Below are 23946 nucleotides of genomic sequence, written 5' to 3' on the forward strand. Positions count from 1 at the left end.
CTGCTAATTTTAGACGGGTAGGTTGTCTTTCAATACTTTGGAAAGGCAGGTTGAGATCTACACCATGACCACCGCGACTAATACCAAGCGCACGCCCCGCGCTAAAAAGCCCGAAGGCCAATGGAAGATTGACGGCACCGAGCCCCTCAATAACGATGAGGTAATTAAGCAGGAAGACGGCGGGCTTTCTGCCAAGCAGCGCGTCATCGATATCTACTCCAAGCAGGGATTTTCCTCTATCCCAGCCGATGACCTAGCCCCTCGCTTTAAGTGGCTGGGCCTTTATACACAGCGCAACCAGAACTTGGGCGGTGAGATGACCTCCAAGCTATCTAACGCGGAACTGCAGGACGAGTACTTCATGATGCGTGTGCGCTTCGACGGTGGCCGTGCCGATCCTGCCAAGCTGCGCGCCGTCGGTGAGATCTCGCGCGATTATGCCCGCTCCACGGCGGACTTTACGGACCGCCAGAATATCCAGTTGCACTGGATTCAAATCGAGGATGTGCCCACCATTTGGGACAAGCTCGAGTCTGTGGGGCTGAGCACGCTCATGGGCTGCGGCGATGTGCCGCGCGTCATTTTAGGCTCTCCAGTTGCCGGCGTGGCCGAGGACGAGATTATCGATGCCACCCCAGCCATCGAAGAGATTAAGAATAACTACCTGCCGCGCGAGGAATTCCATAACCTGCCGCGCAAATTCAAGACCGCTATCTCCGGCAACTCCCGTCAGGACGTCACGCATGAGATTCAAGACGTTGCCTTCGTGGGCGTGAACCACCCCGAGTACGGCCCAGGATTCGATTGCTTCGTTGGCGGCGGCCTATCCACCAACCCGATGCTCTCGCAGTCCCTCGGCGCCTGGGTTCCCCTAGAGCGCGTGCCGGAGGTCTGGGCCGGTGTGGTCGGCATCTTCCGTGACTACGGCTTCCGCCGCAATCGCAATCGTGCCCGCCTGAAGTTCTTGGTAGCCAAGTGGGGCATCGAAAAGTTCCGCCAAGTGCTGGAGGAAGAATACCTAGACAAGCCGCTGTTGGATGGCATCCCACTGGAGGTCGAGCCTGGCTCCCGCGATCACTTGGGCGTGCACCGCCAGAAGGATGGCAAGTTCTACGTCGGCGTCAAACCTACCGTGGGCCACGCCACCGGCGAGCAGCTCATCGCCATTGCGGATGTGGCCGAAAAGTTCGGCATCAGCCGCATCCGCACCACCCCGATGAAGGAATTGCTCTTCCTCGATGTGGAGGAAGAAGACATTCCGGCGCTCTCCCGCGCGTTGGATGAGACCGGACTGTACTCCCAGCCGTCCGAATTCCGCCGCGGCGTCATCTCCTGCACCGGTCTGGAATTTTGCAAGCTCGCGCACGTGACCACGAAGGCCCGCGCCATTGAGTTGGTAGACATCTTGGAAGACACCTTGGGCGATCTGGACGTGCCGATTTCCATCGCGCTCAACGGCTGCCCCAACGCCTGTGCGCGTTCGCAGGTATCGGACATCGGCCTGAAGGGCCAGATTGTTACCGATTCCGAGGGCAACCGGGTCGAGGGCTTCCAGGTCCACCTGGGCGGCGCCCTTGGCCTGTCCCCGGACTGGGGCCGTAAGCTGCGCGGCCACAAGGTCGTCGCCGATGAGGTGCCCGAGTACGTCATTCGCTTGGTCAATAAATACAAAGAGCAGCGCGAGGACGGCGAGCAATTCCGCCACTGGGTCTTGCGTGCCAAGGAGGAGGACCTGCAGTGAATTTTCGCCGCCAGCCCAACCCCAACCGCAACCACCCCAGCTTCTGCCCGTATTGCGCAGGCACCGACCTCTTCCCGGATGAGGAGGATGACTTTGCCTGGAAGTGCCAGGAGTGCCTGCGGATTTTCTCCGTGCGCTTCCACGGCCAAGACGATGCCCCGGTAGCCCCCGCACCGGCCGTGTCTTCCAACGAGGCCCTAAAGCGCTCGCTTGCCCGCCGCGGACACTCCACGGCACCGCAGGCTTAAGGATGCGCCCCATGCCCGCACTTATTACCCTGTCCCACGGTTCGCGGCATCCGGGCGCCGCGGCCGGCATTGAGCGTTTGACCCAGACCACCGGCCTGCGCCCAGCCCGCGCCGCACACCTGGAATTCAACGAGCCCGACCTCACCACGGCCGCGCTCGAGCTCGCCCAGCTAGGGGAGACCGAGGCCATTGTGGTTCCCCTGCTTTTTACCCAGGGCTACCACCAGCGCGTGGACGTCCCGCGCGCGCTTGCCGACGCCTCCCAAACCTCCCACCTTTCCCTCCACCTTGCCCCTGGGCTCGGCACCGGCGAGGACCTCGCCCGCGTGCTCGCCTCCCGTACCCGGCCTGGCGATGCCCATGTGGTCATCTACTCCGTCGGTTCCTCCGATACCGCGGCTAACGATGCCATCCGTGAGCTAGCCCACCGCACCTTCGCGCTCACCGGCGTGCCCACGGCGGTGGAATTCGCCACCCGCGGTGGTCGCGAAGGGATCGTGTCCTTGTGCCGCGAGCATCAAGACCCCTCTCGCGTACGCGTTATTCCGCTCTTCGTGACCGAGGGCCTGCTCCTAGACCGGCTGGCGGGCGTTCCCGCGACCGTAGACCGCCCTCTCGGCACTGATCTCGCGGGCCTCGTTGCAGATCGCTTTCACCACGCCCGCCGCGCCGCACAGGAGGTGTTCGCGCCATGCTAACCCTCATCCTCATTGCGCTCGCCGGTGCGGCCGCCAACCTCGTGGACGGTGGTATCGGCATGGGCTTTGGCGTCACGTCTACCACGATGCTGTTGTTGGCGGGTCTCGGTCCCGCGCAGGCCTCGGCCGTCGTTCATACCGCCGAGCTTGGTACCACGGCCATCTCCGGATTGAGCCACGCGCGCTTCGGCAACGTGGATTGGAAAACCGTGGTCCGTCTCGGTGTGCCGGGTGGGATCGCCGCTTTTTTGGGCGCTACGTTGCTGTCGAATATCTCCACCGCGGCGGCCGCGCCGGTGACCGCACTCATCTTGGTGGGCATCGGCGCCAACCTCATCTGGCGCTTCTCCCAACCACGCCGCCGTGGCTCCGCCTATAAGCGCACCCACTCCACGCCGTTTCTGGCCGGACTTGGCCTTGTGGGCGGATTCGTCGATTCCACCGGTGGCGGCGGCTGGGGCCCGGTGTCGACCTCCACGCTCATGGCTATCGGCCGGGAGCAGCCGCGCCGCATCGTCGGCACGGTCAACGCCGCTGAGTTCCTAGTGACCTTCGGCGCTACCGCAGGCTTTATCGTGGGGCTCTGGCACGATATTGTCGCCAACTTGGCCGCAGTCCTTGCCTTGCTTATCGGTGGCGCTATCACCGCGCCCATCGCTGCGTGGCTTATCTCCCGCATCAACCCCGTCCTGCTCGGCGGACTGGTGGGCACGGCCATCGTGGGCCTGAATATCAGCAAAGTCATCGGCGGTGCCGAGACGTACTTTGGCTGGGCAGTGCCTGCAGCAGTTACCCCCGTTGCCATCGCGATCGTGGTCGCGGCTGGTGTAGCGGCCACCATTCGTGGCGCGTTGCGCACCAGGCGTGCGCGTGCGGCGGAATTGGAAGCCGAAAACGCTGAGGAAGCCGCCCATGCTGATTTCCATGCCCCGGATTATCCGGAGCGCGTCGCTGCCGCCCACCGCGTCCACGGTTCGCGCAAGTCCGGCGTGACCATCGTGCAGGATAAGGCGCCCGAAAGCCCCGCTGCTGACCGCGCGTAGCACTTCCGCCGCGACCTTTGGCCACGATACGGACCAAACCCCAACTGCGGTGGGGTAGAGCGCGGCCACAAGTTGGCCTCGCGGACCCGGAAGGCCTCGAGGGTGCTACAGCCCGGCCACCTCGCCGATGACGTAGACCGCTGGCGCGGAGATCTCGTGCTTGGCCATCGTCTGCGCCAAGGTGCCCAAGGTGCAACGATAGGCGCGCTCGGTAGAAAGCGTGCCCTCTTGGATGATGGCGCAGGGAGTGGAGGGGGAGAGGGAGGCTCCGATAAGCGCACTGGCAATCGCCGGGGCATTTTTCACGCCCATGATGACAGCCAGCGTGGCGCCAGAGCGGGCGAGCGCTGCCCAGTCCACCAAGGACTTCTCATGGCCGGGCGGAAGGTGGCCGGAGACCACCGTGAACCCGTGGACGATGCCGCGCTGGGTTACCGGGATTCCTACGGCCGCAGGAACGGAAATGGCGGAGGTTACGCCCGGAATGACCGTGGTGGGTATAGACGCATCCGCCAGCGCTTGCACCTCTTCAAAGCCGCGCCCAAAGACGAAAGGATCGCCCCCCTTAAGACGGGCCACCTTGCGGCCGGCACGGGCGTGTTCGATGAGCAGCTCGTTGATCTTTTCCTGCGAGATTGACTTCTTATAGGGGAGCTTAGAGACGTCAATAAGCTCTTTGGAAGAAATATCACACAGCTTATCGAGCTGCGCCGTAGGTCCCAGGTGATCGGCAAGAATAACCTCTGCATCCTGCAGGGCGCGCATGCCGCGCACGGTAATGAGGTCCCACGCGCCGGGGCCGCCGCCAATCAGGGTTACGGGATGAATCTGTGCGGAAGTCATAGGACTTCATCTTAGTGGGCGCCCGACTATGCTTGGGCCACATGGATACCGGTAATTATGACGCCGAAACCGTGCGCTTTTTTGATGTGGCGCACGAAGGCGCCCAAATCCGCCTGGTGGCCGGAGAAGTGGAGCGCTGGGGCGAGGCGCTCAGTGGGCTCAATCCCCGCTCGCTTGTCATTATCCCCACCGACGCGATTGCCCGCCAGGCCGCCCACCTGGGAGTTGGCCTAGCCGAGCCGCTGCGGATCCCGATTGTGGTCACTGAATCACTCCCGCGCTACGTGGGGGCTCTGGACGTGGTGGTGGTTGTCGGCGAGCCCGGCGAGTGCGATTGGGCGTCGCGCGCCCTCATTACTGCCAGCCAGCGCGGTGCCACCACCGTGCTCATCGGGCCGGCCAAGGGTCCGCTGGTGGAGGACTGCCCGGAAGATACGCTCGTCACCCCTTGCTTGCCGACGACCGAGGGGAGCTCGCCCGCGCGCAGCATTGCCGCCCTGCATGCGCTGTGCTGCCTGCTCTATCAGGGCCCGACCGCGGTGAAGGAGACCCTCGAGGACCTTGCGGCGGCCGTGGACCGCGAGCTTGCGCAGCTTTCTCCCGAGCGCGATGCCACTACTAATCCGGGCCGCCAATTGCGCGAGTTTATTGACGGCGCCCGCATCATCCATTCCTGCGTGCTCGACCCGTACTCCTATTCCGATCGTCGCGAGCACGTGCAGCTCGACGCCCTCGTGGCCCGCATGGCTACGACCATCTGGGCCGTACACGGCCTGCCGAGCGCTTATGTGGACCCAGCCGAATTGCGTCGCGCGCTCGACCGGGATTCTGATAGTTCCCCGGCTAATGATCTCTTCTATGACCCCTTCATTGATGGCGATGGTGCCGAGGGTGCTTTGGTACCCTTGAAGGTGGTTTTCTGGGGGCAGGAAGAGGCGAACCTGCCCAACTCGCTTGCAGTGCGCAGCATCGACTCGGAGCCGAGCCTAGGGCACCTTGCCCGCTCACTGCAGCTTATTACGCGGAGTTTTGCCGCGACCGCCTACGAGATTTCTAAAGGATAGAAACACATGCAGCTGTTGCACAGCGCCACCCGCAACTATTCCTGGGGCTCGCGTTCCCTTATCCCGCACCTGCAGGGCCAGCCCGATGCCGATAAGCCCGTCGCAGAGCTGTGGTTCGGCGCCCACCCCGGCGACCCTTCCACGGTGGATGGTCGACTGCTCAATGAGGTCATTGCAGAGGATCCGGCAGGGCAGCTAGGCAGCCGCGTATCTGCCGAGTACGGCGAGCGCCTGCCCTTCCTGCTCAAGGTGCTTGCGGCCGAGGAGCCGCTGTCCTTGCAGGCCCACCCGTCAAAGGCGCAGGCGGAAGAGGGCTTTGCCCGCGAAAACGCCGCCGGCATCGAGCTCACCGCGTCTAATCGCAATTACAAGGACGATAATCACAAGCCTGAGCTCATTGTCGCGCTCACGGATTTCTATGCCATGGCCGGCTTCCGCCCCTTGGCGCGCACCCGCGAGCTTTTTGCCGCCCTCGAGTGCCCGGAGCTGGACCACTACGTTGCCATGCTTGACGACGACCCCTCGGCAACCACCGAGTCCGCTAACCTGCGCGTCCTTTTCACCACATGGATTACCATTCCGTCTGCCAAGCGCAAGGAGCTCATTTCCGCCATTGTTGCCGCTGGCGAGCGCCTGATCGCCGCCGACCCAGCCGATTGGAAGTCCCGCGTCATGTCCACGGTGCTGGATCTCAACCAGCGCTACCCAGGCGATATCGGTGTGCTGGGCGCATTGCTACTCAACCACATCGAGCTCTCGCCCGGTGAGGCCGTCTACTTGGATGCCGGTCAGCTTCACGCCTATGTCTCGGGTCTCGGCGTGGAGATCATGGCGAACTCCGATAACGTGTTGCGCGGTGGCCTGACGCCTAAGTTCGTGGACGTTCCAGAATTGGTCAAGGTCTTGACGTACGCTGCTGCCGATGAGCCGCGTGTGCAGCAACAAGATAAGTCCGCCCAAGACAATGTCCACGATGCCGCCGCATGGTCCTACCCGGTACCCATCGAGGAATTCCTGCTGGATCGCGTGGAGCTTACCGGTTCGTCTTCTGTGGAGCTTGATTACGATGGCCCGACCATCGCCCTGTGTACCGCAGGTTCCGTAACCTTGACCGATGCTGCGGGCAAGACCCTCACCGTGACTCCAGGCCAGGCCGTCTGGCTGCCAGCCTCCGAGGGCCTCGTTACCGCTACTGCGGAATCCGACGCCGCCGACCTCTTCGTCGCCCGCGCCTAGTCCGCGTTTAGTCCACACAAGCACGCTTCGCCGCCGTCCTCCGGTTTCAGGCGAAGCGTGCTTTTCAGTCTTCATTACGGCCGCGTTGCGGTCTGCTCCGCCCAATTTTTGGCGCACATTGTGGCTGCGTCGTAACTACCGCGTTCCAGCGCATACAAAACAAGCACGTTTCCCCGATTTCTGCCTTTAAAATCGAGGAAACGTGCTTGTTTTGTTCGTCTACGCCGAGAACCGGCTCCGAATTAGCGCGTAGGCGCCGCTTCCCTCGGAGCCTGCTGGGCCGTGGCCGGTGCCTGCTTAGTTGGCACCAAGTCGGTAGGCTCCTGGTTCTGATCGGCGGAAGATCGCTCTGCAGCGGCATGGCCGGTGAGCTGTTCCTGCTCCGCCTTCTCGGCCTCGGGTCGCTCCGTGCCAGCTGGTTCCTGGGCCGGAGCGTTGGAATTCTTGCCCGAGTTATCTTGCGCGGCAGGTGCCTCAGGTGAGGGCTGTGGAGTGGACGGACCAGTGGTGGCCGGCGGGGTGGTGCCGCCCTGGTTGCTCTGCGGGGCACCAGTAGCCTGCGAGCCGTTCTGGTTGCTCGGGTAATCAGGCGTTAGACGCTGATTTCCCTGGCCGGTGCCCTGACCACCCTGGGTGGTGGTATTGCCCTGCGAGGCGGTGCCCTGCGGGGAGATATTCTCCGGACGGTAGACCTTGGTGGGCTGGGTTGCTGCCTGTGGGCGCACTACCGCATTAGGGGCGAGAAACGGATCGTTGTTGTGCGGCTGCTGGTGCTTGGCATCACCGGATGAGGCAGTAGATGTCGTGGTGCGCGAGGAGTGCTTCTTCGAGGGAGAGCGGTCCGTGGAAGAAGTGGTGGTCTCCTCGGCTGCGGTGTGGGTCGGGGAGACGGAGGTGGTCGCGGACTGATCCGCGGCATTGGAATAGTTGGCGCTTGGCGAGCTCATGCGCCAGACGGCGACTCCGACGACGGCCGCGGCGATCAGTCCGGCCACAATGAACACGTAGACGCGGCGCGAATCTGGCTTCATCGTGGCTGTCCTTTCTATGAGGTGGGCGGTTTCAGCCCAAGGAGGAGGGCGATACAGCGCCCCGGTAACAAGTTGGTAACGAGACTATCATGTTTGGGAAACATTGCGACGGCGTCGCAATTCTGTGATAAGTACACAAAAAGGCAGTTCACGGGCGTAGAAGGCCATGCAAACCTTTTCATCGTCTTCTTTCTTTCACTAAGAAAGCGTGTATAAATGGCGCTGAAAGCACCGAAGGAGTCAAAAAGTGAGTACTTGGGACGAAAATATTTTCAGCACGGACCTCAACGTCGATTTCTTGGACGAGATGGCAAACCTCGATGAAGAAGGGGTAATTCGCGCCGTCGAGGATGCCTGCGAGGTCGCGCACAGCAAGCCAAAACTCAGCGAAGAAGAGGAGCAGAATGCTCAAGCGGCGGCCACCATTGCTGCCATTTGGGCTGGTGCGCCCTTTAGCGCGGGTGAAGTAGTCGAAGACTACCCCTATATTAGGGAACTGGTGGGCTCTGGTAGCGAGACCCTGACGGAAAATGCCCTCGAGGTGCTTGAAAACGTCGAGGAAGAATATGACCTCGAGCCATTCATTGAGGCCCTGTCCTAAGCCGAACCTGCTGCCCGCGGCAGCGGCCGTGCGAGAGCGGCCCCGCGGGTGAAATAACAGAAGGGAAGATAGCCCACACCAATGCTGATCAGCATCGAAGGCATCGACGGTGCCGGTAAAAATACATTGGTCTCCGCACTTAAGGAGTCGTTGGACCGGCCCGTAGAGGTTATTGCCTTTCCGCGCTATGCAGACTCGATTCACGCGCAGCTAGCGCAGAAGGCACTCTATGGAAAGATGGGTGACCTCACGGATTCGGCTTATGCCATGGCGACGCTATTCGCGTTGGATCGCTATGGCGTAAAGGACCAGCTGCAGCGCGCCAAGGAATCCGACACTGTGGTGCTACTGGATCGTTACGTGGCTTCCAATGCCGCGTATTCGGCGGCGCGGCTCGAAGACGATGCGGTGATGGAGTGGGTGCGCGATCTGGAATTTGGCACCCTCGGCCTGCCGGAGGCGGACCTGCAGGTGTATTTGGATACGGCGGTAGAGGTGGCGTCGGAAAGAGCGCAGGCACGAGCCCAAGCAGACGCCAGCCGGGAACGCGACCGCTACGAACGCGATGGTGGGTTGCAAGAACGCACCGCCGCAGCCTACCGGCGCTTGGCAGATGCGGGCTGGGGTGGACGCTGGATCGCTACCGCCGATGCGGATACTATTATTTCAGCGATAAAAGACCTTGTAGGAGAATAGAACGTGGCGCCCAAGATTTTGGTTGTCGATGACGATCCGGCTATCTCAGAGATGCTGACCATTGTGCTCGAGTCCGAAGGACTCAAGCCCATTCCGGTCATGGACGGCAATGACGCCGTGCCTGCCTTTGAGCAGCACGAGCCGGACCTCATCCTGTTGGACCTCATGCTTCCGGGCATGAACGGCGTAGATATTTGCCGTGCCATCCGCCGTGAATCCTCCGTGCCCATCGTTATGCTGACCGCCAAGACCGATACGGTTGATGTGGTACTCGGCCTTGAATCCGGCGCGGATGATTACATCACCAAGCCATTCAAGCCCAAGGAACTCATCGCCCGCATCCGTGCGCGCCTGCGTCGCACCGATTCTGCGGAATCTGAAATCCTGGAGGTTGCGGACCTTGTCATTGATGTGCCGGAACATACCGTTCGCCGCACCGATGGCACCGAGCTGAACCTGACCCCGCTGGAGTTTGACCTGCTGCTGGAGATGGCGCGCCGCCCCGGCCAAGTACACACGCGTGAATCGCTGTTGGAATCCGTGTGGGGCTATCGCAATGCTTCTGATACCCGCTTGGTAAACGTGCACGTCCAGCGCCTGCGTGCCAAGATCGAGCACGATCCGGAAGATCCGCAGATTGTGCTGACCGTGCGCGGTGTGGGGTATAAGACCGGCAAGGCCGGCGCCGGGGAGTAAGGATCATCGGCATCATTGAGCGGCTAAGGCGCATTCGAGACGCCTTCATTACAACGTGGCGCACCTCTTTGCAGGCGCGCGTCATTGGCATGATCTTGGTCGCCTCCTCGGTGGTCATGATCATCTTGGCCTACGCGTTGGTGTCCGTGCTCACCCAGCGCCTGGTCAGCCAGAAAGAAGACGTGGCCCAACAGGAGCTGGAGCGCGCCCGCACGGCCGTGGAACAGCAGATCGATGCCACCAGTTCTGCTAACTCCGTCCAGGTACGTATTAACTCTGCGCGTGCTGCGTTGGGCCAGCTCTCCGCCCAGCCGGGCGATACCCAGACGGTTTATGAGCCAGTCATCGTGGTGGAAAACCAGGATGGCTCTGTTACCACTTCGCCCGAGGATTTCCCGGTGCCGGATCAGTTGCGGGAGATGGTGGATCAAGGCCAGATTGCGCAGCAGTATTTCCCGGCGCCGCGCGAAAATGGTGATCACTACAACGCCTTGCTGGTAGGCACGCCTACCGATACCGATATTCCCCATACGCAGGTCTACTTGGCGTTGTCCATGGAATCGGAAGAATCCACCATGGCGTTGATGCGCGGTCTGCTTTCGGCGGCCGGTGTGGTCGTCGTGGTGCTGCTGGTGGGCATTGCCTGGCTAGCTACCCAGCAGGTAATTACGCCAATTCGCTCGGCCTCGCGCATTGCGCAGCGCTTGGCGGCGGGTCATTTGAAGGAGCGCATGGCCGTCGATAGCGATGATGAGATGGGTCGCTTGGCCGCGTCCTTCAATAACATGGCCGATAAGCTTTCCTCCCAAATTGCACAGCTGGAGGAGTACGGCGATTTGCAGCGCCAGTTTACTTCTGACGTCTCCCATGAGCTGCGCACCCCATTGACCACCGTGCGCATGGCCGCGGACATGATTGAGGCGGAGAGCGATAGCCTGCCGTACGGCGCCCAGCGCGCTTCCCGCTTGATGTCGAGCGAACTCGACCGCTTCGAGGAATTGCTCGCGGACTTGCTGGAGATTTCTCGCCACGATGCTGGTGTGGCGGATTTGTCTACGGCAGCCATTGATCTGCGCTCGTGTGTGGAGGCGGCCTACGGGCAGGTGGAGCATTTGGCCCGCGAGCTCGACGTGGAGGTCCAGCTCAACCTGCCGGAGGAGCGCATCGGAGTCGAGGCCGATTCCCGCCGCCTTGAGCGCATCTTGCGCAACCTACTGGCCAATGCCATTGACCACTCGGAGGGCAATCCAGTGGCGGTAGACATCGCAGCCACGGACACTGCGGTGGGCGTTACCGTTACGGACCATGGCGTGGGCTTAAAACCTGGCCAGGAAGAGCTGGTATTCAACCGCTTCTGGCGTGCGGATTCTTCCCGCAAACGCCATTCTGGCGGCACCGGTTTGGGCTTGGCTATCGCCCGCGAGGATGCCGTCCTGCACGGCGGCACGCTAGATGCCACCGGTTACGAGGGATTTGGTTCTCGCTTCCGCCTTATCATTCCGCGGACCCCGAATACCGAGGTGGGCGAGGCCCCCATCGCTGTGGAGATTCCCGGCGCACCCGTCACCAGCACTGCGGACGGTAGCGAGCTGGCAGAACCCGAAGCTGAAGCTCCAGAAGCACAGGACACTGGCGTCGCCGCGCCGGATGCTGGGCCTGCCTCGGCAACGCCGGCCATTTCCTCGGGCATGAGCTCGCCGCACGTCGACAAGAGCGAAAAAGGCACCGATGGCGAGGCGGAGGGCGATGGCATCCTCTGGCCTTCGGAACGCGAACTTAACCGCGGCGCGGCCGCCCCAGACAGGCGCGCCTATAAGGCCCCGGACTTTGAGGGTAGGAGGAAGTAAGCGTGTTGAGAGCGAACTATCGCAAGACCGCGGTTGTCGGCACCGCAGCGGCCGTGCTTTTCGTCAGCGGTTGTTCCACGCTGCCGAATAACACCGGCCCGCAAGTAGTCGGTACCTACCAACAGCAAGAGGACGGCCCTGAAGAAGTCATTGCACCGCAACCGGGCGATGATCCTGACTTGACGTTGCGCGATTTCTACCAGGCTTCCGCCGTGCCGGGAAACGACCATGAGGTCGCGCGCGGCTTTCTGACGGATAACGCCCGGGAAGCCTGGGACGCCAGCGGTGACGTGATGGTGGTCGATAGCTTGGACATCGTTACCGCGCCCGCTAGTAAGCAAAGCTCGAGGGATAATGAGCGCGCCTTCACGGTGCGCGGCACCATCATCGGCCGCCTGAAATCCGGCGGTGCGTACGTGCCGGAAAATGAGGGCTACGAGGCCGTCATCTACATGAAGATGCAAGACGATAGGTGGCGCGTCGATGGCTTGCCGGCCGGAGTAGTAATGGAGCGCAATGAAATGCGCAATCACTACACCCCGCAATCGTTGTACTTCTTTAAGCAGAGCAACGATGTGCTGGTTCCAGACCGCCGCTGGCTGTATAAGGGCGGCGAACAATCGGAGTCGACGCTCCTTACGCTGTTGATGGAGGGACCTTCATCTAGCATTGCGCCCGCTACCCGGCGGGCAGCGGGGGAGAATGTCACTTTCGCCGGCTATGACCGCGAACAGGGCTACCAATTCGAGGGCCTTGCTGACCTAGACGCCCAAGATCGCACGCTCTTTGCAGCCCAGCTAGTGTGGACGCTCACGGAAGCCGGCCATACCGGCCCCTTCAAGGTCAAAGCCGATGGCGGTGACTTGGTGGAGGGTATGGATAGCCTGAGCGTGGATGACTTCGCGGACTATAACCCGGAGGAAAGCAGCACCTCTTTGTCTAAGCTCTACGCCCTCAATGAGGGCAACCTGCTCGAGGTGGACGATGGCGTGGCCGAGCCGGTCAAGTCCACTCTGGGCAGTAGCGGCGACGTGCAATCCGTGGATGTTGCCGATAGCGGCCTCGTTGCGGCAGTGCGCCGCAAATCCAATAATGACTTCTCGCTGCAGATAGGCGAGCTTGACGGCCAACTGCAGGATTCGGTGGAGGGCCCCACACTGGCACGGCCGACCTTCGAGTACAACGGGCAAGCCGCCTGGACCGTGGTTGATGGCGATCGCATCGTGCGCGTGGTGCGTTCCAAGACTACAGGTCGCATCTCCGAATCCGAGGTGGATGCCCGCAGCATCGACGATATCGAGGGCGAAATCTCCGTCATCCGCTTGTCCCATAGCGGTGCGCGCGTGGCCATGATTATTGATGGCCACGTGTACATCGCGGCCGTTGCTCAATCCAGCAGCGGCGATAAGCGCATCGTCAACGCCCGCGAGGTTGGCCCCGAAGTATCCGGTTCGGCACTATCGCTGGACTGGAATGCGGATGGCTCGCTCATCGTGGGTACTTCCTCGAGCCAGTCGCCCGTCTGGCGCATTGAGCAGGATGGTTCTTCGGCGTCGACCATGCCTACCGGTAATATCACCGCCCCCGTGGTGGCCGTGGCAACCTCGCCCACGAAGCTCTTTATTACTGATTCGCACGCAATGCTGGAGCTTCCTTCCACCGTCATGGACGAAACCAATTGGCGCGAGGTCTCCGGCCTGCAGGGTCGGCGTTCTTCCCCTATCGTTTCTAATTAGCCGCCAGAGGGCCTGTGCGGCTGGGGAGATGCAAGTATGGGCTTGGGGGAGCTTATTTTTCCGCGTGCGTGCGCTGGGTGCGGCGCGCCGGGTGAGGTCTTGTGCCCACAGTGCCGCTATCACTTGCGGCAGCCGCCCTACATGGTGGCGCGACGCCGGCCGCTGGGCGCGCCTGTCTATGCTCTCGGCCCCTATTCCGATATTCGCCGCCGCATCATCATTGGCATGAAGGAGCGTGGCAATCGGCCGGTGCGCGAGTATGTGGGGGCCGTCTTCGCGGCCGGGCTGGCTCATTTGAGCGCCCGCGGCGATATCCCGCGCGAGTACACCCTCGTTCCCGCGCCTACTCGGCCGCGTTCGGCGCGGGCACGCGGGGGAGATCCGGTGTCCGCTGTGTGTCACGCCGCGGCGCAGCACCAGCGCGTGGGCGTGTGCGCGGCGCTTACTATGGGCCAGTCCACCGCGGACCAGTCCGAGCTCAACGCGCAGGATAGGTGGGCCAACCTGCAGGGCCGAGTCCGCGTGCGCGTGCCTATTGCTCGGGCGCCTGCGCTGCTTGCCGACGACGTCATTACCACCGGCGCCACCCTTGCCGCCAGCATCGCCGCCCTGCAGGCCACGGGTGTAGAAGTCTGCGGGGCATTGGTCTTTGCGGATGCCTAGATAGGGCTCCTTCCTACCCTCGAGGTGGGGGAGCGGATAGAAAACCACCCTCTCAGGTCATAACCAGTGCTATCATGAGGAGTGTCACAGAGAGATAGTTACTGTGATTGATTCTAGTCCCCACTACTCAAGGGAGGCATCTCAATGTCCCAGCCAAACAAAGCTCAGGTAACGATTACGGGTCGCAACGTCGAGGTTCCCGAACACTTCCAAGAGCGAGTTAATGACAAGCTGGCCAAGATTGAACGCCTTGACCCCACCCTGACCTTCTTCCATGTGGAGCTACAGCACGAACCAAACCCGCGTCGTGACTCCGAAGCGGAGCGCATTCAGATTACCGCTACCGGTAAGGGGCACATTGCCCGCGCCGAAGCCAAGGAAGATTCCTTCTACGCAGCGCTTGAAACCGCCTTGGGCAAGATGGAACGCTCCCTGCGCAAGGTGAAGGTGCGCCGTGAAAACGTCAAGAGTGGTCACCGGGCGCAAAAGGGCACCGGCGAGATTGCCGCTGAAATGGTTGCGCAAGCCGAGGCTGAGCGCGCAAAAGAAGAGCGTTACGTCGACCCCTATGCTGAGACCGTGGAGGACGTTCGACCAGGCCAGATCGTGCGTACCAAGGAGCACCCGGCTACCCCGATGAGCGTGGATGATGCCTTGAGCGAGATGGAGCTGGTGGGCCACGACTTCTTCCTCTTTGTCAACGAGGAGAACAATAAGCCGTCCGTGGTCTACCGCCGCCACGCCTACGACTACGGCATTATCTCCCTGTCGGAAGACGCTGAAGCTTAAAGAAGCTTCTACTTCTCTTAGCTAACGACCCTGCTGCGAGTATGCAGCGGGGTCGAATGTGTGGTTAGGGGAGGGGGCGTCGGCAAGCAGGTTGCGGGGGATATACAGGCTGAACGGAGGCTGTGCGCCCGCCCTTTGTGCTAGGCGGGAGATGCTTTGTGAAAGCGAGTGAGTACAATAGCGACGAGTTAACTTTATTGTCGCGACTAGAAGGACTAACTAACCGTGTTTGGACTTTCCAAGCTGCTGCGCGCGGGCGAGGGCCGTACGGTCAAGCGCCTGGGCAAAATGGCAGACGATGTAATTGCCCTTGAGGATGAGTACGCGGAGCTTTCGGACGACGAACTTAAGGCAAAGACCGACGAGTTCAAGACTCGCCTGCGAGACGGCGAAGAGATGAATGACATCTTGCTCGAGGCCTTTGCCACCGTCCGTGAGGCTGCCTGGCGCGTCCTCGATCAGAAGCACTACCGCGTGCAGATCATGGGCGGTGCGGCCCTGCACTTCGGCAACGTCGCCGAGATGCGCACCGGTGAGGGCAAGACCCTGACCTCGCTGCTGCCGGCCTACCTCAATGCCCTTGACGGCAAGGGCGTCCACATCGTCACCGTTAACGATTACCTGGCAAAGCGCGACGCCGAGATGATGGGCCGTGTCCACCGCTGGCTTGGCCTGTCCGTGGGCGTCATCCTGTCCGAGATGCGCCCGCCAGAGCGCAAGGCTGCCTACGATTGCGACATTACCTACGGCACCAATAATGAGCTCGGCTTTGACTACCTGCGCGATAACATGGTCCGCTCCCTCAACGATGTGGTGCAGCGCGGCCACAACTTCTGCATCGTGGACGAGGTTGACTCGATTCTTATCGATGAAGCCCGTACCCCGCTCATCATCTCCGGTCCGGTAGATGGTTCCTCCCAGTTCTATAGCGTCTTCGCCCAGCTGGCCCCGCGCATGCGCGAGGGCATTCACTACGAGGTGGACCACAAGAAGCGCACCATCGGCGTGCTGGAAGAGGGCGTGGAATTCGTAGAGGATCAGCTCGGTATCGATAACCTCTACGCCCCCGAGCACTCCCAGCTGGTGTCTTACCTGAACAACGCCCTGAAGGCCAAGGAGCTGTTCACCCGCGACAAGGACTACATCGTTCGCAATGGCGAAGTCATGATCGTGGACGGTTTCACCGGCCGCGTGTTGGCCGGACGCCGCTACAACGAGGGCATGCACCAGGCCATTGAGGCCAAGGAGCAGGTGGAGATCAAGAACGAGAACCAGACTCTGGCTACCGTTACCCTGCAGAACTACTTCCGTCTGTACGAGAAGATCTCCGGAATGACCGGTACGGCAGAAACCGAGGCTGCCGAGCTGCACTCCATCTATGGCCTGGATGTGGTGCCGATTCCTACCAATAAGCCGAATCAGCGTGCCGATCACTCTGACCGCATCTACAAGACGCAGGAAGCTAAGTTTGCTGCCGTAGTGGACGATATCGCCGAGCACGTCGAGTCCGGCCAGCCAGTTCTGGTCGGTACCACCTCCGTGGAGCGCTCCGAGTACCTGTCCCAGCTGCTGTCTAAGCGCGGCGTTAAGCACAACGTGCTTAACGCTAAGCACCACGAGGAAGAGGGCCAGATCATCGCCCGTGCGGGCCGCCCCGGCACCGTCACCGTGGCTACCAATATGGCCGGCCGTGGTACCGATATCGTGCTCGGTGGCAACCCTGAGGTCATCCTCGATGAGAAGCTGCGCGAGCGCGGCCTCGATCCATTCGAGGATGAAGAGAAGTACCAGGAGGCCTGGGAAGCAGAAATCGATTCCGAGAGGGAGCGCTCCAAGAAGCTGGGTGACCAGGTACGCGAGGCCGGTGGCCTCTACGTGCTGGGTACTGAGCGTCACGAGTCCCGCCGCATTGATAACCAGCTGCGTGGTCGTACCGGCCGCCAGGGTGACCCGGGTGAGACCCGCTTCTACCTGTCCATGCGCGATGAGCTGATGGTGCGCTTCGTGGGCCAGTCCATGGAAAACATGATGAACCGCCTCAATGTTCCGGACGATGTCCCCATCGAGGCCAAGATGGTTTCCAACTCCATCAAGGGCGCCCAGGCGCAGGTGGAGAACCAGAACTTTGAGATGCGTAAAAACGTCCTTAAGTACGACGAGGTGCTCAACGAGCAGCGCAAGGTGGTCTACGCTACCCGTCACGACATCCTTGATGCCGGCGATATTCAGGACAATATTCGCGGCATGATTGATGACACCGTGTCCGCTTATGTCGCCGGTGCTACTTCCACCGGCTACGTCGAGGACTGGGATCTAGACGCACTGTGGAATGCGCTGGATTCCCTCTACGGCCCCACCATTTCCCATGAGGAGCTGGTGGAAGGCTCCGAGTATGGTTCCCCAGGCGAGCTTTCTGCCGAGCAGCTTCGCGACGCCCTGGTGCAGGACGCCAATAATGAGTACGACAAGCTCGAAGAATCTGTAACCGCTATTGGCGGCGAGCAGCAGATGCGAAATACCGAGCGCATGGTCATTCTGCCGATTATTGACCAGAAGTGGCGCGAGCACCTCTATGAGATGGACTACCTCAAGGAGGGCATTGGCCTGCGTGCGATGGCGCAGCGCGATCCGCTGGTGGAGTACCAGAAGGAGGGCGGCGAGATGTTCAACGCCATGAACGATGGCGTGAAGGAAGAGACCGTCCGCCAGCTGTTTATGCTGCGCAAGCAGTTCAAGCAGCAGGAAGAGGAGCAGGCCGGCGAATCCGCTGCTACCGCTTCCGGCACCGGTGAGGGCACCGTAGAAGCCTAGGCTTCGGCGTCCTTCTTCCCAACCCCGCCCCGCCCCCGCTTGTGATAGTGGGAGCGGGGCGGGTTTCTTTTCAGGAAAGAATGAGTAGAATATAAGGAACCTGTCCATCCTGCTTATTTCCTGTGAGGAACTCCACTGACGATGCGCCGCCGCTCTTTGCGTCTCGGTATTACGACGCTCCTGTCTGCCACCTTGCTCGGTGGCGCCACGCCGGCCGTGGCCTATGAGGCGCAGCGTGATTCTGCCACCTCGTTGCGCATCATTTTGGATTCGGGCGAAAAAATTGAGCAGGATAACGCAGCTGCGGCCATCCTGGCCATTGCTACCCAGCGCAAGGAAGCATTGGTGGCCGATGGAATTTTGTCCCAGGATAAGGCGGACGCCGCCTTCGAGTACTACTTTGGCAAAGCCCGGCTCAATACCGCGCGTACCGATGGCAATATCTATTCCACGCCGCTGGACTTCCCGTGGGAGCCAGAGGAGCGGACGCAATCCCTAGACGGCAAGCAGTACACCGAAGCGGCCGTACTGGACTACCTCGATATGCTGGGCGCCAATTACGCCCAGGCGGTAATTCGCGCCGAGCTGGGTGAGTTTACCAAGGAAGTGCCGCAGGCCCCCTCCGGCAAAGCGGCGCCCTCTCCGCGTGCCCAGCTGCCGACCATCGGGGATACAGGCTCCGCCTTCCCATATGAGTTTCCGGCCTATGCGGCGGCGCTGCGCGATATTGTCACCATCACCAAGCAGGTCAATGCACCCCTAGAGTGGGCCGCCGCGTCGCACCATACTGCAGGATCCGTGCCCGCGGATGCGACGGCGGACGAGCATTCCGGTCTATCCGCCTTTGAAGGCGGCCTCCTAGCCACCGGTTTAGCGGCGCTGACCAGCGCCGCCGGATTCGGATGGTCCGCGCTCGATTGGTCCGACATCCTTTCTCACCTGGGCCAGTTCTTTTCCTAGGCGCTAAGCCCTGCCCGCTGAGTTAGAGTAAGCGGAACGACGTTAAACCGGTGGGGCTTGCCGATCCCGTAAATGCATGCTGCTGTTGGCCTATGTAGGCGGAGCCAAAGTACTCGCCATTGGACCGCGCATGCAGGCTGGTCAATTGCAGTCTGTCCGTGGCATAGGGGCTTGTGCGCCGCCGCACCCACGATCCAATGTGCAGGCGGATGGCATCGGAATAGCGCGCGGAATTGAGATGGGCTAGCGGGCGATAACCGGCGGCTACCTCGAGCGCAAAGACTACCCAGCCTTGGATGCGGTGTTGGGCGGCGACTTCCGCGGACGTCGGCAAGCGGCCATAGCGCACGCGGTGGGGCGCAATGAAGAGTTTGAGGTGCGAGTAGCCGGGGATGGGCTCGTACATGGTGGGGAAGTAATGCTCCTGCATAAGGACAGGAGGCGGACGCGTGATAATTGTCTCATGCCCGCCCCAACCCCGCCATTTCTGAGGGTTTCCTGAAAGGGGTGGGCGCGAATGCGCGCGTGGTTCGCTATACTCTCGGGGAGTTAAATAGAATCGTAACCAAAGGATTTAAGTACATGCGTGGTCTAATCGTTGACTATGTCGGCGTCCTTGACGGCACCGAAGAAGACAACCGTCGGTGGAAGGCGCTGCTGGCCGCCGCCAAGGCAAATGGCGCAGCAACCGCCATCCTGTCCAATGACCCAGGCGGACCAGGTGCAGAGCACATCCGCGAGTGGGAGTACCGCGGAAACGTCGACGCAGTCGTTCTCTCCGGCGAGGTGGGGGCGGAAAAGCCAGAGGTTGCAGCCTTCCAAGCGGCAGCGGATGCCCTTGAGTTGCCGCTCAATGATTGTGTCATGGTTGATGATTCCATTCTCAACGTTCGCGCGGCCGTAGAGGCAGGCATGGTCGGCTTCTTGTACACGAGCTTCGACCGCGTGTCCGTAGAAATTCAGGCAGTCTTCGATATTGAAGGTGAGTTTTAGTGGCTAAAGCCCGCGTTTACATCCCTGCGACCTACGCCATGCTGGCGGAGCTGGAAGAAACCGGCTCCCTGTCCGCGCGCTCCGGCTGGGGCTTTATGGTAACCCCTGCGCTGCAGGAGTTCTATACCGAGGGCGATGAAGAAGAAATTGCCTACTCGGCCTTCCTTGAGGCCTCTATGGCCTCCATGCGCCTTTTGGCCATTGGCGATGAAGAGAAGTTCCCGCACCGCCGCGTGGTTATCTCGGTAGACTTGGATGATTCTGTCCTCACCCCGCGCCCGGATATGGGCGAGCCGGTGGTAGAGCTTAAGCCAGCGCAGTTCAGCAAGGACGACCTAGCGGCCGTCCACGTGGATATTGCGGAGTCCGAGGAAACCACCGCAAAGGCCATCGAGGCCATCGATACCGCGGACCTTGGTGATGAGGATGCGGAGCTGGCCGTGGGCGATGCACTGGATAAGTTCATGGCCTTTTATCACCCGACCGAGCTGCCGTTCCTCGTAGAACTGCTCTAATTACTTAAGGAGACAATATGACTCAGCGCTTCAAGAACCTCGCTGCGGCCACCGTTACCGCAGGCGCAGCCCTCAGTGCCGCGCCGGCCGCCCTGGCAGATACCACCCCAGCTGCGGATGCGGCTGCCGACGCCGTGCCCACCACCCCGTGGCTGGCGCTGCTAGAGACTTCGTCCCAGGGCACCTGGGGCCAGATCCTCGATGTATTCTTCGGCATCGTGGATGGCATTTTGGGTGTTATGGCCGACACCGGCTTCCACCTCTAATTTTCCCACTCCACGTTGGTGCGCAGGGCCTCGAGTAGGCCGCGCACCGCGTCGCGCCGCCGTGCACTGGCGGTATCAGGGGGAATCAGCGCAGGATCATCGAGGCCGCATTCTGGGTCCGCAGGCGGGCCCATATGCGTACAACCGCGGGGGCAGTCCTCGATGGCGGCGGCAAGGTCTTCAAAGACGCCAAGCACGTCATCGGCATCCACGTGTGCGAGGCCAAAGGAACGGATGCCTGGGGTATCGATAATCCAGCCGCCGGTGAATGCATCCTCGGCGGGGAGGGGGAGCGCCACCGATTGGGTGGAAGTATGCCTGCCCTTGCCGACGCCTGATACTTCCCCCGTTTCCCTATCCGCATCCGGTACCAGCCGGTTGACCAGGGTGGATTTGCCCACGCCGGAATGTCCGATGAGTGCGGTGACGTGGCCGTCGATGTGCTGGCGCACCGCCTCGAGCCCGTCTTCGACGCCGGCTTCCACCACCGTGACGTCGAGATCGGCGAACTCGGCCGCGAAGGGGGCAGGATCGGTGAGATCGGTCTTGGTCAAGCACAGGATGGGGTGGATATTGCCCACAAACGCAGCGATGAGGGCGCGCTCGACAAACCCAGAGCGCGGCGGCGGATCGGCCACGGCGGTGACGATCAGCATCTGGTCCGCATTCGCCACCACGATGCGCTCATAAGGGTCGGTGTCATCGGCCGTGCGCCGGAGGACGGAGGTGCGTTCTTCCAGCTTCACAATGCGCGCTAGGGTGTCCTTCTTGCCGGAGGTATCGCCCACCACGCCCACGCGGTCGCCCACCTCGATGGCGGTGCGGCCCAGCTCACGGGCGCGCATGGCGGTGACCCGCGGGCCGTCGTCCAGTGCTACGCCCCAGCGCCCGCGGTCTTTGGTGATGACCATGCCGAACTTGGCATTTTTGTGCTTGGGGCGGTCCTTAGTACGTGGCCGCGAGCCCTTCCCGGGGCGCACGCGTACGTCGGATTCATCGAAAGAACCGAAACGCCTAGCCATTGCTCTCCTGTTGCTCGGGGTCCACCATCGTCTCCCACATGCGGTCGAAGCCAGGCAGAGTCTTCGCGGTGGTGGAAATGTCTTCTACCTCTACGCCCGGTACCCGCAGACCGATAATCGCGCCCGCGGTGGCCATGCGGTGATCCGCGTAGCACGGCCACTCGCCGCCGTGGAGAGGGGCGGGGTCGATGTGCAGGCCGTCGGCAAGCTCGGTGACCTTGCCGCCGAGGGCGTTGATATTATGCGCCAGCGCCTTCAAACGGTCGGTCTCGTGCCCGCGCAGGTGCGCAATGCCGGTCAGAGTAGAGGGGGTGTCCGCCAGGGCGCACAACGCCGCGACGGTGGGGGTGAGCTCGCCAATATCGCCCATATTGCGCTCGATGCCCTGCAGCGCGCCGTCTTTGGAGCCCTTGGCAGTGACAAAGCCCGGCTCTTGGGTGACCGTGACGCCCATATCCACCAAAATATGGCGGATGGCGTCGCCCGGCTGGGTGGTATTGGCAGGCCAGCGCTTAATGGTTACCCGGCCGCCGGTGACGGCAGCGGCGGCAAGGAAGGGCGTGGCATTGGAGAGATCTGGCTCGATTGCCCATTCCCGCCCGGCAATCGGGCCAGGATGCACGGTCCAGGTATTCTCGCCGGAGTCCACGCGTACGCCGGCTTGGCGCAGCATGCCTACGGTCATCTCCACGTGCGGCATGGAAGGCAGGGGACCGCCCTCGTGGGTGACGGTGATGCCTTGTGCAAAGCGCGCACCGGCCAGCAGGAGTCCGGAGACGAACTGCGAGGAGCCAGAGGCGTCGATAGTAACCTCGCCGCCTTCCGGCACTCCATGCGAGCGGACGGTAAAGGGCAGGCTATCGCCGTCCACCTCGACGCCTAGCTGGCGCAGTGCATCCAGGGTGGTGGACATGGGGCGGGCGTAGGCCTGCTCGTCGCCGTCGACAAGCACGGCGCCGTCCGCCAGGGCCGCAACCGGCGGGATAAAGCGCATGACCGTGCCGGCTAAGCCGCAGTCCACCGTGGCGCCCTTAAGCGGGCCGGGGGTGACGTGGATATCCTCGCCTTCGTGCTCGAAGCGCACGCCCATAGATTCCAGGGCCTTTTCCATCAGCTGCGAATCGCGGGAGACCAGCGGCGCGCGCAGGGTAGAGGGGCCATCGGCCAACGCCGCCAGAATGAAAGCGCGGTTGGTAATAGACTTCGATCCCGGCACGTGCTGGGCCCACGCTATGGGGCCTGCCGCTTGCGGGGCGGACCAAGGTTGAGACATATCGTCCATAATAGAGGGCATGTGCGGAAGATTCGTTCTTTTTACCGAGTCCCTTCTCGATGAAGTAGGCGCGCTGCCCGGAGTTACTGAGGTCCACGCCCCACAAGGCACCCCAGGCCCGCGCTACAATATCGCGCCCACCCAGCCGGTGGCGATAGTGCGCGTGCACGAAAGCCTCGCCCAAGTCGACCCTGCGCGGTGGGCACTGCTGCCGTACTGGAAGAAGGACCTGGACGGCCCGCCGCTGTTTAACGCCCGGGCGGAGACCGTGGCCAGCAAACCCTCCTTCCGGCATGCCTTTAAGGGGCAGCGCTGCCTTATCCCCATGGACGGCTACTACGAATGGAACCAGGAAGCAGGCGGCAAGCAGCCCTATTACGTTCGCGCGGAAGAGGGCCTGTTGTGGGCGGCGGGCCTATGGGACACCGGCCTGGACCGCCTGTCCGCCACGATTGTCACCACTGCGGCGACGGAAGAAATGGAGTGGCTGCACCACCGCCTACCACGCTTCTTGGCGCCCGATGAAATGCGTACCTGGCTGGAGGGTAGCCCCGAGGAAGCCGCTGAGCTGCTCTTGCCGACGCCCCTGCGCGGCTTCCACACCCATCCCGCCGACAAGGCCGTGGGCAGCGTATCCAACGATTATCCGGAGCTACTCGGCGAGTAGATCGGCAAAGCTGGCAGAGCACAGCTCTGCGAGATCCTCCGCATTGAGCTCGATATCGAGCCCGCGGCGCCCGCCGGAAATAAAGACAGTATCGAAAAGGACGGCGGTTTCCTCAATGACCGTGGGCAGCGGGTTTTTCTGGCCCAGCGGGGAAATGCCGCCGGGAATGTATCCGGATGACTTGGATGCGTCATGCGGATCCGCCATGGCGGCCTTAGAAACGCCGTGGGCGGCCGCGGCCTTCTTGAGGCTCAGGTGGTGGGTGGTAGGGATAACGCAGACTGCCAGCTTGCGCTTTGGTCCCTTGCCCGCAGTTAAATCGATGACCAGGGTTTTGAGCACGCGATCCGGCTCTACCTCTAGGGCAGCCGCGGCGTGATCACCGAAGTGATCCTTGCCCGCCTCAAAGGTATACACGTGGTGGTCTACGCCGGCATCTTCCACTACTTTGAGCGCTGGGGTAGCTGCATGCGGGGACTTTTTAGACATGCCTGGGATTCTAACGCT

General features: G+C 61.8%; 25 protein-coding genes. 19 read left to right on the forward strand and 6 right to left on the reverse strand.

Annotation, left to right across the window (positions count from 1 at the left end; genetic code table 11):
* Positions 1–64 precede the first annotated feature (64 nt).
* From MHY22_RS07300 to MHY22_RS07315, 4 genes are read left to right on the forward strand one after another with little or no spacing between them, the layout of a single operon-like run.
* Complete coding sequence (locus tag MHY22_RS07300; RefSeq protein ID WP_239278735.1) at positions 65–1741, forward strand: nitrite/sulfite reductase; 1677 nt, start codon at positions 65–67, stop codon at positions 1739–1741.
* Positions 1738–1989, forward strand: a complete 252-nt coding sequence (locus MHY22_RS07305) for a hypothetical protein (RefSeq protein WP_005322420.1) — start codon at positions 1738–1740, stop codon at positions 1987–1989. The genes MHY22_RS07300 and MHY22_RS07305 overlap by 4 nt, the downstream gene beginning before the upstream one ends.
* Positions 1990–2000: 11 nt before the next feature.
* Entirely contained in the window at positions 2001–2687 is a 687-nt protein-coding gene (locus MHY22_RS07310) for a sirohydrochlorin chelatase (protein ID WP_239278736.1), read from the forward strand.
* On the forward strand, positions 2681–3730 hold the full coding sequence (locus tag MHY22_RS07315; protein ID WP_239278737.1) for a sulfite exporter TauE/SafE family protein: 1050 nt from the start codon (positions 2681–2683) through the stop codon (positions 3728–3730). The genes MHY22_RS07310 and MHY22_RS07315 overlap by 7 nt, the downstream gene beginning before the upstream one ends.
* A 105-nt stretch (positions 3731–3835) precedes the next feature.
* Here the strand turns inward: MHY22_RS07315 and cobA are convergent, their stop codons facing one another.
* Positions 3836–4573 carry a uroporphyrinogen-III C-methyltransferase gene (cobA, locus tag MHY22_RS07320; protein ID WP_239278738.1) on the reverse strand — a complete coding sequence of 246 codons (738 nt, stop codon included), beginning with the start codon at positions 4571–4573 and terminating at the stop codon, positions 3836–3838.
* A 41-nt stretch (positions 4574–4614) separates the two neighbouring features.
* Between cobA and MHY22_RS07325 the strand changes: the two genes are divergently transcribed.
* Both MHY22_RS07325 and manA read left to right on the forward strand, forming a co-directional pair.
* Positions 4615–5637, forward strand: coding sequence for an exopolyphosphatase (locus tag MHY22_RS07325; RefSeq protein WP_239278739.1), 1023 nt, complete (start codon positions 4615–4617; stop codon positions 5635–5637).
* A gap of 6 nt (positions 5638–5643) precedes the next feature.
* Entirely contained in the window at positions 5644–6873 is a 1230-nt protein-coding gene (gene manA, locus MHY22_RS07330; RefSeq protein ID WP_239278740.1) for a mannose-6-phosphate isomerase, class I, read from the forward strand.
* A gap of 242 nt (positions 6874–7115) precedes the next feature.
* On the opposite strand, the gene MHY22_RS07335 is transcribed toward manA, so the two are convergent.
* Positions 7116–7904, reverse strand: coding sequence for a hypothetical protein (locus MHY22_RS07335; RefSeq protein ID WP_239278741.1), 789 nt, complete (start codon positions 7902–7904; stop codon positions 7116–7118).
* A 247-nt stretch (positions 7905–8151) separates the two neighbouring features.
* Here MHY22_RS07335 and MHY22_RS07340 point away from each other — a divergent pair, with 247 nt between their 5' ends.
* The 9 genes from MHY22_RS07340 (at position 8152) to MHY22_RS07380 (ending at position 18703) form a co-directional block, all read left to right on the forward strand.
* On the forward strand, positions 8152–8505 hold the full coding sequence (locus MHY22_RS07340; RefSeq protein ID WP_179387511.1) for a DUF4259 domain-containing protein: 354 nt from the start codon (positions 8152–8154) through the stop codon (positions 8503–8505).
* Between the two features lie 81 nt (positions 8506–8586).
* Positions 8587–9201 carry a dTMP kinase gene (locus tag MHY22_RS07345; protein ID WP_239278743.1) on the forward strand — a complete coding sequence of 205 codons (615 nt, stop codon included), beginning with the start codon at positions 8587–8589 and terminating at the stop codon, positions 9199–9201.
* 3 nt (positions 9202–9204) lie between these two features.
* Entirely contained in the window at positions 9205–9897 is a 693-nt protein-coding gene (mtrA, locus tag MHY22_RS07350; protein ID WP_005322406.1) for an MtrAB system response regulator MtrA, read from the forward strand.
* A 68-nt stretch (positions 9898–9965) separates the two neighbouring features.
* On the forward strand, positions 9966–11744 hold the full coding sequence (gene mtrB / locus MHY22_RS07355) for an MtrAB system histidine kinase MtrB (protein WP_255718148.1): 1779 nt from the start codon (positions 9966–9968) through the stop codon (positions 11742–11744).
* Between the two features lie 2 nt (positions 11745–11746).
* Positions 11747–13480, forward strand: coding sequence for an MtrAB system accessory lipoprotein LpqB (gene lpqB, locus MHY22_RS07360; RefSeq protein WP_239278744.1), 1734 nt, complete (start codon positions 11747–11749; stop codon positions 13478–13480).
* A gap of 123 nt (positions 13481–13603) precedes the next feature.
* Positions 13604–14143 (forward strand): ComF family protein, encoded by a 540-nt coding sequence (locus tag MHY22_RS07365; RefSeq protein WP_239278745.1) that lies wholly within the window; start codon positions 13604–13606, stop codon positions 14141–14143.
* A 144-nt stretch (positions 14144–14287) separates the two neighbouring features.
* Positions 14288–14932 carry a ribosome hibernation-promoting factor, HPF/YfiA family gene (gene hpf, locus MHY22_RS07370; RefSeq protein ID WP_239278746.1) on the forward strand — a complete coding sequence of 215 codons (645 nt, stop codon included), beginning with the start codon at positions 14288–14290 and terminating at the stop codon, positions 14930–14932.
* Positions 14933–15157: 225 nt separating this feature from the next.
* Positions 15158–17743 (forward strand): preprotein translocase subunit SecA, encoded by a 2586-nt coding sequence (gene secA, locus MHY22_RS07375; protein ID WP_239278747.1) that lies wholly within the window; start codon positions 15158–15160, stop codon positions 17741–17743.
* 141 nt (positions 17744–17884) lie between these two features.
* On the forward strand, positions 17885–18703 hold the full coding sequence (locus tag MHY22_RS07380; protein WP_239278748.1) for a hypothetical protein: 819 nt from the start codon (positions 17885–17887) through the stop codon (positions 18701–18703).
* Positions 18704–18725: 22 nt separating this feature from the next.
* Here MHY22_RS07380 and MHY22_RS07385 read toward each other — a convergent pair whose 3' ends face one another.
* Positions 18726–19109: a hypothetical protein gene (locus MHY22_RS07385; protein WP_239278749.1), complete on the reverse strand. Its 384-nt coding sequence runs from the start codon at positions 19107–19109 to the stop codon at positions 18726–18728.
* Between the two features lie 176 nt (positions 19110–19285).
* Here MHY22_RS07385 and MHY22_RS07390 point away from each other — a divergent pair, with 176 nt between their 5' ends.
* From MHY22_RS07390 to MHY22_RS07400, 3 genes are read left to right on the forward strand one after another with little or no spacing between them, the layout of a single operon-like run.
* The gene (locus tag MHY22_RS07390) at positions 19286–19696 is read left to right on the forward strand and encodes an HAD-IA family hydrolase (protein ID WP_239278750.1); all 411 of its coding nucleotides are present in this window, start codon (positions 19286–19288) and stop codon (positions 19694–19696) included.
* 38 nt (positions 19697–19734) lie between these two features.
* Positions 19735–20211 (forward strand): hypothetical protein, encoded by a 477-nt coding sequence (locus tag MHY22_RS07395; protein ID WP_239278794.1) that lies wholly within the window; start codon positions 19735–19737, stop codon positions 20209–20211.
* Between the two features lie 17 nt (positions 20212–20228).
* On the forward strand, positions 20229–20477 hold the full coding sequence (locus MHY22_RS07400; protein WP_239278752.1) for a hypothetical protein: 249 nt from the start codon (positions 20229–20231) through the stop codon (positions 20475–20477).
* Here the strand turns inward: MHY22_RS07400 and rsgA are convergent.
* Together rsgA and aroA are read right to left on the reverse strand one after the other, a co-directional pair.
* On the reverse strand, positions 20474–21499 hold the full coding sequence (rsgA, locus tag MHY22_RS07405) for a ribosome small subunit-dependent GTPase A (protein WP_005322389.1): 1026 nt from the start codon (positions 21497–21499) through the stop codon (positions 20474–20476). The two genes, MHY22_RS07400 and rsgA, sit on opposite strands and share 4 nt — an antisense overlap.
* Positions 21492–22793 carry a 3-phosphoshikimate 1-carboxyvinyltransferase gene (gene aroA / locus MHY22_RS07410; protein ID WP_239278754.1) on the reverse strand — a complete coding sequence of 434 codons (1302 nt, stop codon included), beginning with the start codon at positions 22791–22793 and terminating at the stop codon, positions 21492–21494. Before aroA ends, rsgA begins: the two co-directional genes overlap by 8 nt.
* On the opposite strand from aroA, the gene MHY22_RS07415 reads away from it, so the two are divergent.
* A complete protein-coding gene (locus tag MHY22_RS07415) occupies positions 22792–23439 on the forward strand; it encodes an SOS response-associated peptidase (RefSeq protein ID WP_239278755.1) in 648 nt (215 codons plus the stop codon). The genes aroA and MHY22_RS07415 overlap by 2 nt on opposite strands.
* On the opposite strand, the gene ybaK is transcribed toward MHY22_RS07415, so the two are convergent.
* Entirely contained in the window at positions 23425–23928 is a 504-nt protein-coding gene (gene ybaK, locus MHY22_RS07420; RefSeq protein WP_239278756.1) for a Cys-tRNA(Pro) deacylase, read from the reverse strand. The genes MHY22_RS07415 and ybaK overlap by 15 nt on opposite strands.
* Positions 23929–23946: the final 18 nt, after the last annotated feature.

It is taken from the genome of Corynebacterium sp. ACRPO (genome assembly GCF_022347205.1).
Classification (GTDB): Bacteria; Actinomycetota; Actinomycetes; order Mycobacteriales; family Mycobacteriaceae; genus Corynebacterium.